This window comes from Lysinibacillus odysseyi 34hs-1 = NBRC 100172 (assembly GCF_001591965.1).
Taxonomy (GTDB): domain Bacteria; phylum Bacillota; class Bacilli; order Bacillales_A; family Planococcaceae; genus Lysinibacillus_B; species Lysinibacillus_B odysseyi.
In genome coordinates this window covers 96,192-108,464 of record NZ_BCVX01000008.1, presented here as the reverse complement: position 1 = coordinate 108,464, position 12,273 = coordinate 96,192, and the positions used below count along the sequence as shown (strand labels likewise).

The window sequence follows — 12,273 nt, the reverse complement described above, 5'->3', positions numbered from 1 at the left end:
GCATATTGACCTCCTTTAATCATTTTAAGTTGTAAACAGCCATTCATACCCCGTTCATATTCACGTTGTATCGTATAGCTATAACATCAAGACGGAGGAGAAAAACATGCATTTGGCTTGGAAAGAAATAAAGAGAAACAAAAGCAAGTTTCTCATTGTTGGAGCAGTTATTTTTTTAATAAGCTTTTTAACATTTATGATATCTGGGTTAGCAAACGGCTTGTCTCAAGACAATGCAGCCCTCATAAAAAATCTGCCAGATGGAACATTTTATATGACAGAAACGGCAGAAGAAACATATACGCTGTCGCAAATAAATGAAAATCTCCAAAAAGATATACTGGAAGACTTTGAAGAGGCTGCTGCTTTATCGATTCAAATGGGATTTGTAAATGATGGGGAAGAGAAACAGCATAGTGTTGCGTTTGTAGCATCTACGGCGTCAGATCTGTTTCCAAACATAGAACCCGGTGAAATTGTGCTGGATGAATCTTTGCAGGAGGACGGTTTGAAAGTTGGAGATGTACTGACAAACAGTCAATTGGATGGGGAATTTACTGTTAAGGGCTTTGTGGAGCAGGCAAAATTCAGCCACGCACCCGTAGCTTTTATTCATCCGGACAATTATAAAGAAATGTACCGTACAGATACGATGCAGCTTATGTTTGTACAAGGAGAAAGAGAAGAAATCTCCGGTTTACAAGCATTTTCAACAGCCGACTTTTTAAATACAATTCCAAGTTACAGTGCCGAGCAGCTGTCATTGAATATGATTATCGCCTTTTTATTCGTCATTAGCGGTATGCTCATTGGAATCTTCTTTTATATGATGAATGTACAAAAGTTCGGCTTGTATGGAATCTTAAAGGCGATTGGATTGAAAACATCAGCCCTCTTTAAAATTATGTGGACTCAAATGCTGGCTGTAACAACGATAGCACTTGTGTTAGCAATTATGTTAAGTCAAGGCTTCCAATTCATTGCACCGGAGGGCATGCCGTTTCACCTGCCGTTTGATACTTCATGGAAACTATCACTTGTTTTCTTAAGTATCGGCTTTATAGGTGCAACGCTATCCGGGCTGCAAATTCGAAAAATCCAGCCATTGCAGGCTATTCAACAGGGGGAAATGTAATATGGCCGTCTTTGTAATTGAAAATGTAGAAAAAACATTTAAAGTCGGTGAAGTAGTAGAGCGAGTATTGAAGGGAGCCAGTTTGACATTAGAACAGGGGCAGGTAACCGCCCTTGTAGGAACTTCCGGTTCAGGCAAAAGTACGCTGCTTACCATTGCAGCAGGTTTACAGCAAGCGACCGATGGTAACGTTATATTCAATGGATACAATTTGAAAAATATGAGCCATGAGCAGATTCGCCAAGTACGGGCGAAGGAGTTTGGCTTTATCTTTCAATTTGCACATCTTGTCCCTTTTCTGAATGTGGAGGAACAGCTTAAGCTTATGCTGGAAGTAGCGGAAAGCAAGATGTCGAATAAAGAGCAGCAGGAAGAAGTGGACCAGATGCTTGAGCTTGTCGGGATGACCCATCGTAAAGAAGCCTATCCTCCATCTTTATCGGGAGGGGAGAAGCAGCGTATTGCGATTGCACGCGCATTAATTCATAAACCAAAAGTATTGTTTGCGGATGAACCGACGGCAAGCTTGGATTCAAAACGCTCGCAGGACGTAATGGCCCTGATCCGGCATTTAACAAAAACGTTAGGTGTGACGACATTAATGGTGACACATGATGAGGAGATGCTCGCTTTTGCTGATCGCGTTGTAAAAATGAGCGATGGAGTAATTTTGCAGGATGAATAATGAAGAAACGTAGCTCTGCTTCAGCTGGGCTATTTTTCTATGGAGGGAAATCGCATGACAACGATTTTAATAGTAGATGATGACCAGAACGTAAGGAAATTTGTACGGATTTATTTAACGGAGCAGGGCTATCAGGTGCTTGAGGCAAGTGATGGAATGGATGCTTTACGTGTGCTGGAGCAGGAGCGATGCGATATAGCCGTGGTGGATGTGATGATGCCGTATATGGACGGTTTCGCCCTTACAAAGGAAATCCGCCGCCGTTATGAGATACCGGTCATTTTATTAACAGCAAAAAATCAAATTGAAGACAAAGAGCAAGGATATGAGGCAGGGACGGATGATTATGTAGTAAAGCCGTTCGAGCCGAAAGAATTGTATTTTCGTATTCAGGCATTGCTGCGAAGATATGAGAAGAGTTCGGGAGAGCCTGTTGTAAAAATAGGCGGGACTGTAATAAACAAAAATAGCTATGAGGTACAAACTGCTGAGCGTACCTTCCTATTACCGCTCAAGGAATTTGAATTGCTGTTTTGGTTAATGTCGCATCCCTCCCAAGTATTCACAAGAGACCAGCTTATTGAACAAATCTGGGGCATGGATTATGAGGGGGATGACCGTACCGTTGATGTGCATATTAAAAGGCTGCGCGAGCGGTTTGCTCCACTGACGAATGACTTCCATATTAAAACGGTCCGTGGTGTCGGCTATGCATTAGAGGCGAATGCATGATGAAATCCCTTTACACAAAGTTTGTTGTTGTTACGATCAGCATTATGCTGTTTAGCGGGCTGCTGGCATTTTTATTATCGAATGTATACTATCAAAAAGAACTGAAGCCTTATAACGATATGAAAATGACGGCTTTTGCTCGGTCGATTGCGAGCTTTCCAACCGAAAATCCGACGGTTGATTTAGAAAGCTACTTACAAAATACATCTACAATCGGTTATCAAATTTATCTTGTCAAAGAAACAGGAGAGGATCGGTTTTTTGGCGCTCCTTTTCGCGATCAACATTTAGAGGAACAGGTTGTCCAGTCTGTACTAAATGGGAAGGAATATCATGGTATTCTCCAATTTCCGCACAAAACATTCGTAACGGGGTTTTTTGCAAATGAGCTGACAAACACAATAGGAGTTCCTCTCTCTTATAAAGGCGGGAACTATGCGATTTTTTTACGTCCGAATATAAAGCTGCTCTTTAATGAAATGCACCTTTTGTTTGCAACGCTGTTAGCTTTGACCATTTTTTTGAGCATCCTCTTTGTTCTGTTAAGTACCCGCTATTTAATAAAGCCTATTACAAAGCTCACGACAGCCACAACAGCTTTAGCTAATGGGCAGTATACTATTCGGCTGGACCATACCCGGAATGATGAGCTTGGAAAATTATCCGAAAGCTTTTTAACGATGGCGCAAAAGCTGGAAAGGGTAGAGGAAACTAGGAAAGAGTTTATCTCAAATATTTCTCATGATATCCAGTCGCCGCTAGCCAATATTCAGGGATATACAGCATTGCTTGAAAAAGATAACGTAAGCAAAGAAGAAAAAGAGGAGTATGTCGGCGTGATAAATGGGGAAATCAAGCGGTTGTCTACATTGACGAAGCAACTGCTGCTCCTTTCCTCACTGGATCGAAATGAAGAGATTCTGCAAAAAAAAGTGTTCAATGTAAGTGAGCAAATTCGCTTACTTGTACAAAATTATCAATGGCAGCTCCGGGAAAAGGAAATCATGCTGAGCTATGCGCTGCCAAAGGTTGAATTAAAGGGGGACTCATCATTATTAAATACTGTATGGGACAACTTATTATCCAACGCCATTAAATATAATAAAACAAATGGTACGATCGATATTACAGTAATCGAACAAAATGGCCAAGTAATGATTTCTTTTCAAGACACAGGTATCGGCATGTCCAAGCAGGCACAATCACGGATTTTTGACCGCTTTTACCGGGTAGATTCGGCACGCACAAGAACGATTGAAGGGACGGGCCTAGGCTTATCAATTGTAGAGACTATTATTCATATGCATGATGGTCATATCCACGTAGAAAGTGCCGAAGAGCAGGGGACAAAAATTACAATCACCTTACCAGGCTATTCCTCGTAGTTTCGTTTACGGGATCGCTATTCTTCTGCAGATAAGGAAGTAAAAAAGAAGACTCCGGTATGTTGCCGGAGTCTTCTTCTGTCTTTATCAAAACTTTCTAGCTGTTTACTTATTTTCTCGCACTAATTATGATGCAACGTATTGTTCTGTACGTTCCTTTCTGCGCTGAGGAAGGACCGGGCTACCTACTTACTTGTAGGTGGTTTTGTATCTTTTTCAGCGGAGCTTTTAAAGTCAACATCTAGTACTGCCTTACCGATGATACCAATTAATCCAATCATAACCCCGACACCCACTACCAAATACATCATCGTAAAAATTTTCCCTAAAGTTGTAACAGGGGAAAGACCGATTTCGACACTGCTTGGAATCAGGCTCACTACAGCAAAATAGATAGCATCTATATATGCCCAACCTTCAATTTTCGAATAAAATAACGTTCCGGATAAAATAATGAGAAACAGCGTCATAATTAATGATTTGAATATAGGCTGCTTAATGGCCTTTATCAAAGCCTTCAACAACCTTTTTGCTGTTAAGAAAAATGAAATCATCTATAGGTCCTTTCATTCATCGATAGTTTAGGGAGGACAATTTGAGTTTAAATTTCCCCTTTTTGGATATGCTCAATCAGCCTTTCGAAAAACTGCAGCGAGCCATCTACCCGATACTTTGAGTAATCATCCAGAAAGTCTGCGAGCACTTTCTTATCTGGTTCAATCGGAAACTGGTCTTCGAGTTTTGATAGATATTCTCTTTTTTTCTTTAGCGCATCCAATTTTTTTTCGATCAATGAGATGGCTTTATCACGGTCTATATACTTCATATTGGCCAGGCCAATCACCATATCATCAATTGTTTCAGCATTTTCAAAGAGCTTATATATTTTCTTAGGCAAGATCTCCCGTCCTTTATCTGTGATGGCAAACACCTGCTTATCTGGACGATTCTCTTCCTTAATGATTTCTTTAGCTTCAATAAACCCCTGTTTTGCCAATGATTCAAAATGGTAGTAAAGTTTACTTTCTGTTAAACCATTTACTGTATCTAGGGGTTGCAGTGCTGAAATTTGTTTCTTTAGTTTATAGGGATACGTGTTTTCTTCCATCAGCTTGCTCAAAATAAAAATTTGAATTGCCATATTTTACGCTCCTTTGGCAAGTAATACTCCCATTGTAGCAAAATTAAGCTTGGACTTCAGTAGAATTCATTGTTGGAGCAGGTTTTGTCACAGGCAGCGGTTTATGGAAAAACCGTACGATCAGGATATTGATCAGCATCGTCACAAGACCGACAGCGACCAGACCGAAAATGTAAGGGCTCACGCTTGCGCTTCCATAAATATTTGTAAAGTATGCCTGAACAGAATAATACATAGGTGTAATATGACTGATCCACTCGTAAGGAGCGTACATCATATCGCGTGACAATGTCGCACCATTGGCGATTGTCTGTGATAATAAAATCGGGATATTGACAATCATCCCCGCCTCACCAATAAGGAGAACAAAAATTGCTGTGAAGTTGAAGCTAACCCAGTAGTTTAAGATTTGTTGTCCCCAAATCGGCAGGAAGAGCTCCCCGTCCAAATCATTAATGCCAAATGCTACGCCTGTTGAAGCTAAGCCGGCAACAATGCCGATTAATACGGCTGTCAATTGCATGTAAATGAACAAACGTGTTTTACTCGCTTTGCCTCGGTTAGCCTTGAAAGCACCAACTAACTGCATGGCGGCAATCATAGCCCCTACATATAACGCCATAGTTAAAAACATCGGAAGCATATTATTATGCATACCGTCCGGAATATCATTGATTGTGACAACATTCGGTATATAAGTATTTTCAATTGTCTCAGCCATTGCTTTAGCCTGTTCTTCTGGTACATTAAAATTCATTAATATTCCCTGTGCTGTTTGCTGTGAAAACTGTGCGCTTAACTGGCTGTTAATTTGAGAAACGACTTGTGTCATAGAGGAGGAAACGACAGTGGCTGCTGCTTCATTCATTGTGAAATCGATACTCGAAGATACGTTTTCGCTCTCTAAATCAGCCGAAAATGTTTCCGGAATATGAACGACCAATGCCAAATCATTTTCCTCTAATTGCTCGAGTGCCTTTTTATTGGAAATATCTTTTTCTATCTCTTTAAATGGCAGCTGTTCAGCTAAGCTCTCTGCAATTTGGCCACCGTACTCTCCCTTATCATCATTGACAATAGCAATCGGAAGCCGATCGATATTTCCGGGAATCGCTGTGTAACCCGGCAGGAAAATTCCCAGCATACATACTGCATAAAAAATACCCATAAAAATAGAGGCACTGGCCCCTTTGCTTTTTAGAAACTGTGTAAACTTCATTTGTTAGATCCTTTCAGCCTATTTCAGCTATATATTCGGTGAAATTAAAATAGTTTAATTTGAGTAGTTTGTTTAAACTATGTTTGCTATTCTACAAAAATAATTTTCTATTTGCAATGAAAAGAAAGGAGAAAGGGCTATTTTTTCAACACTATGTGTCAAAGATGTGAAAAAATAAGAAGTATCCAAGACTAAATGGTTATCAGACTTATAAATATGGACATGCCTATTTAATGCAGCAGAAACTTGAGATAAAGAATGAAGTTCCTGTTACACCTGCAGTAAATACTCTGGCTACAGTGAAGGCCGAAAGGAGTAACATATCCCTAACGGCACTGCTTGATATTGAAAAATAGAAAGCTGGAGGTTGAGATAGATTAAATTGATGAGTTATAAAACGGAATTAAAAAAGCAGAAAGAAATAAAAAAGGATAAGCAGAATCATAATGCCAAGCATAGTGGAAATAAGGGAAATATGCTGGTCGGAAGGATAGAATTTTTCTTCTATAATATAACGGCGCTTCTTTTTATAATTTCGAGTTGTAGTGATAATAATGATGAACCCAAACATACAGGCAAAGATTCCTACAAGAACGGATAATGTGTCAATCAGCGGGTCGCGTATATTGCCGATTGTGAAATGAAGGCTGGTTGCCAGAAAGCCTACACCGACGATCGAAATAGCTGTCCGGATCCAAGCGAGATAGGTTCGTTCGTTTGCCAGATGCTGCTGCGCATATTTCAATTGTTGCTTTGCTTGTTCTTCGGTCAATGATATTTAGCTCCTTTCCATTAAAAAACCCCTCATAATTTGTTGAAACGTTTCTGCTCTTTTATTATAAGCATTTTTGGAAAGGGAAAGTAAAGAATGGAAGCCGTTAAAACATGGATTATAAAAGGGCTTTAGATCTATAGTTATTTGGTGAGAAAAAAGGGAAAAGGTAATTCTGTTCTTTTGTTATATAGTTATTAGGAATTATTTGTAATTAATAGACATATAATTTTAATTAGTGTGCCGATAAATATGATAAATGAAATGGAAGACTGTGGGGGTGTAGATAAATGAAGCTGCCGCAATTGTTGAGTGGTACGAATATAGACCTTGAAAATCGTAAGCGAGCATTACAAAGGCGTGAAATGGGACAGGTATATCGTAAGAATGCACAATACCAAGCACCGAAAAATCCACTGCTGGAGGCTTTGGAAAATCTGCTTTCTGGGAAGACAGAGAGGGATATGCATATATCCGGTAAAGAAAAAAGAGAAACAGATGATTTACTTGTGCCTCATTCAGTAAGAGAGAATGAGCATTTCGAGCAAGTAGAAGAAAATGCTATAAACACTTTGTATTCATCGTCGCAGGAAGTACCGCGAGCAGATAATGAACGTCCGGAAATGTGGAAGGGTCAGGCAGGCGAAATGAAGGACAAAGTGCTGGAGGCCGGCAGGAAGTCTGCTGATTTTGCAGAGAATGAAAAGGTAAAAATACCTGAGCGTTTCACCGGCAGTTTTATGGGGCACAATATCTTACAAGGTACGTTACTGACTGGAAGGCAGATTGAAAGCTGGACAGCGCATCATTTGTTCCAGCTGGCGAGTACGAATTATTTACAACACATTGCGATGGTCAAGAATGACTATCGTTCACTCGATGAACCGTCTTTTTCTAAAATAGCTTAATATATTCCAAGACATGAGGGGGCGGTGATATGAACTCTTCATGTCTTTTATATTCGGAAGAAAATAAAACATTAGATTTTAGACTTTAGACTTTCCTGTAAAAACAACTTATACTGATAGCAATTCATTATAAAAACATTAAGTCAAAGGAGCTTCTATATTGAACTACTCACACCTTTTTCGAGGAACTGCTTTTTCCAGCAAATCACCAAAAAATCTCTCTATATTAGAAGATCATTTATTTTGCATCAATGAGGATGGAATGATTGAAAAGATTGTAGCACCAACAGATGAAGAGTATCAGCTGCTGTTGAATATGTATAAAGACAAGAATAACTTCCATCAATTATCGGAAGGCCAATACTTCCTCCCAGGGTTTGTCGATTTGCATGTTCACGCACCGCAATGGGCACAATCGGGTACGGCATTGGATATTCCACTTTTTGATTGGTTAAATACGTATACATTTCCTATCGAATCTAAATTTTCTGATTTAGTGTTTGCTAAGGAAGTTTATGAAGATGTAGTGAGTACCTTGTTGGCGAATGGTACGACGACGGCTCTTTACTTTGCGACAGTGCATAAAGAAGCAAGTGTTTTACTTGCAGAAATTTGTGCTGAAAGAGGCCAACGGGGGTTAGTCGGCAAAGTTGTGATGGACGATCCGGAGCAGACCCCGGTGTATTATCGGGATGCGGATACAAAAACGGCATTAAAAGATACGGAAGAATTTATTCTAGCGGTCAAAGAGCTGGCAAAGTCAGTAAAACAGGGGGTTTATCCTGTTGTAACACCGCGTTTCATTCCAAGCTGTACAAGTGAAGGCCTGCAAGGGTTAGGGGAGTTGGCTGCAAAACATGATACATATATCCAATCGCACTGCAGCGAAAGTGACTGGGCGCATCACTATGTACAACAGCAATACGGGAAAAATGATGCCTTTGCTTTACATGATTTTGGGCTTTTACGTGAAAAATCAGTAATGGCGCATTGTAACTTCCTGGATGAGGAGGATGCCGACTTATTTGCCAAAACGGGAACTGCTATTAGTCACTGCCCAATTTCAAATGCATACTTTGCAAATAGTGTTATACCAATTGCGCATTTCCATAAAAAAGGGATTGAGGTCGGTCTCGGCTCCGATATTTCAGGAGGTTTTTCCCCAAGTCTTTTTGATAATATTCGGCAAGCGGTAATGTCTTCTCGTATGTTAGAAGACGGGGTAAATCCGGCATTGCCTGCAGATGACCGCGGTTTGCCGAACGCACGAATCACTGTAGATGAGGCATTTTACTTTGCGACTGCTGGCGGGGGAGAAAGTTTAAGCTTGCCAATCGGGCGCTTGGCTGAAAACTACGTATGGGATGTTCAAGTAATTGATACACTTGTTCCTTCGGCAAGAATCCCACTTTACGACCGTAATGAGCACTTACATGATATCTTCCAAAAAATTCTATACTTAGCCCGGCCGGAAAACATCCGTGAAGTATGGGTGCAGGGAGAAAAGGTACATTCACGAGAGTAAATAACTGTATTGAAGCGAACTTTTTTAAGTAAAAGGCTGAGCAGACTGTTGGCAAATTTAGGTAAATCCGAATTTGCTTTCAGTTTTTTTCTTCTACAATTGGATTTAGAATAAACAGTATAAAAAGAAGAGGGGATAAAATTGGCCAAAAAATCGGTTAAGACGAATGCGGTACGTTTGATTGAACAGCAAAAGATATCATATGAGCTGTTTGAATATACATCAGAGGATGGCCAGGCAGTGGATGGAATAACAGTGGCGGGAAAAATCGGTCAGCCTGTAGATACTGTATTTAAAACACTGCTCGCTACGGCCGGACCAAACCGCTATTATGTGTTTGTTGTCCCGGTTGCGTCTGAGCTCCATTTAAAAATGGCTGCAAAAGCCGCTGGAGAAAAGAAAATTGAGATGCTGCCGGTAAAGGAACTGCAAAATTTGACAGGGTACGTGCGCGGCGGTTGCTCACCTGTCAGTATGAAAAAATTGTTTCCTACATTTATAGATGCCTCCGCAGAACCGCTTGAACACATAATTGTAAGCGCAGGGAAAATTGGCATGCAGGTAAAACTTGCCCCAGCCGATCTGGCAAAAATTACGAAGGCAGCGTTTGCTCCACTGACGGATTGACTGTCAACCCACAGCTTAAAAGGGCATCATCACACTTAATTTTACTCTTTTGTTCATTTTTCTATTTAAATCCTCTTCTGTAAGGAATATAATCGATTCATTCATAACTAGTAAGATAACGATCTTTGGAAGGAAGGAACAGCATGTCAAGGCAACTTAAATGGCGGTGGGTATTTTTCTTTAGCGGCTTACTTACTATGGCCCTTGGGATTACGCTTACTATTAAAGGCCGCCTCATTGGAACAGGGCCGTGGGATGTGCTGCATATCGGTTTATTCCAGCAATTTGGTCTGTCAATCGGTAATTGGGCGATTCTGACGGGATTTTTTATCATCCTAGGCACGTCGCTTTATTTAAAGGAATGGCCGCGTCTGGGAACATGGCTGAATATGCTGCTTATCGGCAGCTTTATAGACTTATTTAATTGGCTGCTGCCGGAAACCAATATCTTTATAGCGGAGCTTTTTTATTTTTTAGCAGGGTTTATCGTACTGAGTATAGGATGCGGCCTTTATATTTCTGCCGAACTAGGGGCAGGCCCCCGGGATTCTGTGATGATGATTATTGTGGAAAAGTTCGGCGGATCTGTCCGGATGGCCCGGGCGATTATGGAAGTGACGGCTGCGGCAGTCGGCTTTCTGCTTGGTGGACCTGTAGGATTTGGTACTGTCATATTAGCTCTTGGCACAGGTTATATTATTCAGCCCAGTCTTCATTATTTCAGAAGAAAATTGTATCAATTAATCGAGGAATAGCTGTGGATAAAAAAGTTATCCACAGTTATTTTTTAAAAATTGAAGGAAAACTCACTACTTATTCACAAATATTCTGAATAATCAACAGGCAAATGTGGGTAAAAGCTCGAATTGTGCATAACTTTATCATTTCATCGAAATACAATGGAAATATGCTAAAATGTTAATAGTCTGAAAAGTGAAAGGGATGAACAGCTTTGTCACACGTATTGGAACAATTTCTAAACGAAAATTTACAAGATTTGCGCGACCAAGGGCTTTACAATGAAATTGACCCTGTAGAGGGAGCGAATGGCCCGGTTATTCAAGTGCGCGGGAAAAGCTTAATCAATTTATCATCAAACAACTATCTAGGCCTTGCCACAAATGAAGAATTAAAGCGTATCGCAAAAGAAGCGATTGATCGCTATGGTGTAGGAGCAGGGGCAGTCCGTACAATTAATGGAACGCTGGATCTCCATGTAAAGCTGGAGGAGACGCTTGCAAAGTTCAAGGGAACAGAAGCAGCTATTAGCTATCAGTCTGGTTTTAACTGTAATATGGCTGCTATTTCTGCCGTGATGGATAAAAATGATGCCATTCTGTCTGATCAATTGAACCATGCTTCTATCATCGACGGCTGCCGCCTGTCGAAGGCAAAAATTATTGCCTATAACCACTCGGATATGGATGATTTGCGTAAAAAGGCGAAGGAAGCAAAGGAGTCGGGGCAGTATAATAAAATCATGGTCATTACTGATGGGGTCTTCTCAATGGATGGCGATATTGCTAAACTGCCGGAAATTGTTGAGATCGCAAAGGAATTTGATTTAATCACTTATGTAGATGATGCACATGGATCTGGCGTGACAGGAAAAGGTGCCGGAACAGTAAAGCATTTTGGCTTACAAAAAGAAATTGACTTCCAGATAGGTACGCTGTCAAAAGCAATCGGTGTTGTCGGCGGCTATGTTGCCGGTAAACAAAATCTCATTGACTGGTTAAAGGTTCGTTCCCGTCCATTTTTATTCTCTACGGCGCTGCCGCCAGGTGATGTTGCGGCTATTACACGTGCTGTGGAAATGCTGATGGAATCAACAGAGCTTCATGACAAGCTCTGGGAAAATGGTGACTATTTGAAGGCGGGCTTGAAGAAGCTTGGTTTTAATATTGGAGAATCAGAAACACCAATCACTCCATGTATTGTCGGAGATGAAAAGCTGACACAGGAATTTTCACGACGACTATTTGAAGAAGGAGTATATGCAAAATCCATTGTCTTCCCGACAGTAGCAAAGGGAACGGGGCGTGTCCGCAATATGCCGACTGCAGCACATACGAAGGAAATGCTTGATGATGCACTGGCGATTTATGAAAAAGTAGGACGAGAGCTAGGCGTTATTCAATAAG

The 12,273-nt window shown here is 40.7% G+C and carries 13 protein-coding genes; 9 read left to right on the top strand and 4 right to left on the bottom strand.

The genetic code is table 11. The features are described from left to right. Nucleotides 1–106: 106 nt before the first annotated feature. Genes BOD01S_RS14045 through BOD01S_RS14030 form a run of 4 tightly spaced genes read left to right on the top strand, consistent with a single transcriptional unit; the run spans nt 107 to nt 3,937 of the window. Complete coding sequence (locus tag BOD01S_RS14045) at nt 107–1,135, top strand: ABC transporter permease (RefSeq protein WP_036153277.1); 1,029 nt, start codon at nt 107–109, stop codon at nt 1,133–1,135. A gap of 1 nt (nt 1,136) precedes the next feature. Then, a complete protein-coding gene (locus tag BOD01S_RS14040; RefSeq protein ID WP_036153274.1) occupies nt 1,137–1,820 on the top strand; it encodes an ABC transporter ATP-binding protein in 684 nt (227 codons plus the stop codon). 54 nt (nt 1,821–1,874) lie between these two features. After that, entirely contained in the window at nt 1,875–2,552 is a 678-nt protein-coding gene (locus BOD01S_RS14035) for a response regulator transcription factor (protein ID WP_036153272.1), read from the top strand. Continuing rightward, nucleotides 2,549–3,937, top strand: coding sequence for a sensor histidine kinase (locus tag BOD01S_RS14030; RefSeq protein WP_322786770.1), 1,389 nt, complete (start codon nt 2,549–2,551; stop codon nt 3,935–3,937). Before BOD01S_RS14035 ends, BOD01S_RS14030 begins: the two co-directional genes overlap by 4 nt. 185 nt (nt 3,938–4,122) lie before the next feature. Here BOD01S_RS14030 and BOD01S_RS14025 read toward each other — a convergent pair whose 3' ends face one another. From BOD01S_RS14025 to BOD01S_RS14010, 4 genes are all read right to left on the bottom strand, one after another. After that, nucleotides 4,123–4,491 (bottom strand): potassium channel family protein, encoded by a 369-nt coding sequence (locus BOD01S_RS14025; RefSeq protein WP_036153270.1) that lies wholly within the window; start codon nt 4,489–4,491, stop codon nt 4,123–4,125. 47 nt (nt 4,492–4,538) lie between these two features. Beyond that, the gene (locus tag BOD01S_RS14020; protein WP_036153267.1) at nt 4,539–5,078 is read right to left on the bottom strand and encodes a PadR family transcriptional regulator; all 540 of its coding nucleotides are present in this window, start codon (nt 5,076–5,078) and stop codon (nt 4,539–4,541) included. A 43-nt stretch (nt 5,079–5,121) separates the two neighbouring features. Continuing rightward, entirely contained in the window at nt 5,122–6,246 is a 1,125-nt protein-coding gene (locus BOD01S_RS14015) for a YhgE/Pip domain-containing protein (RefSeq protein WP_322786769.1), read from the bottom strand. A gap of 454 nt (nt 6,247–6,700) precedes the next feature. Further along, entirely contained in the window at nt 6,701–7,069 is a 369-nt protein-coding gene (locus BOD01S_RS14010; RefSeq protein ID WP_036153261.1) for a YidH family protein, read from the bottom strand. A 290-nt stretch (nt 7,070–7,359) separates the two neighbouring features. On the opposite strand from BOD01S_RS14010, the gene BOD01S_RS14005 reads away from it, so the two are divergent. From BOD01S_RS14005 to BOD01S_RS13985, 5 genes are all read left to right on the top strand, one after another. Then, complete coding sequence (locus tag BOD01S_RS14005) at nt 7,360–7,977, top strand: hypothetical protein (protein WP_036153258.1); 618 nt, start codon at nt 7,360–7,362, stop codon at nt 7,975–7,977. A 157-nt stretch (nt 7,978–8,134) separates the two neighbouring features. After that, nucleotides 8,135–9,502, top strand: coding sequence for a guanine deaminase (gene guaD / locus BOD01S_RS14000; protein ID WP_036153255.1), 1,368 nt, complete (start codon nt 8,135–8,137; stop codon nt 9,500–9,502). A gap of 141 nt (nt 9,503–9,643) precedes the next feature. Beyond that, a complete protein-coding gene (ybaK, locus tag BOD01S_RS13995) occupies nt 9,644–10,129 on the top strand; it encodes a Cys-tRNA(Pro) deacylase (protein ID WP_036153253.1) in 486 nt (161 codons plus the stop codon). A gap of 143 nt (nt 10,130–10,272) precedes the next feature. Continuing rightward, nucleotides 10,273–10,884 carry a YczE/YyaS/YitT family protein gene (locus tag BOD01S_RS13990; RefSeq protein WP_036153251.1) on the top strand — a complete coding sequence of 204 codons (612 nt, stop codon included), beginning with the start codon at nt 10,273–10,275 and terminating at the stop codon, nt 10,882–10,884. 197 nt (nt 10,885–11,081) lie between these two features. After that, nucleotides 11,082–12,272, top strand: coding sequence for a glycine C-acetyltransferase (locus BOD01S_RS13985; protein WP_036153249.1), 1,191 nt, complete (start codon nt 11,082–11,084; stop codon nt 12,270–12,272). Nucleotide 12,273: the final 1 nt, after the last annotated feature.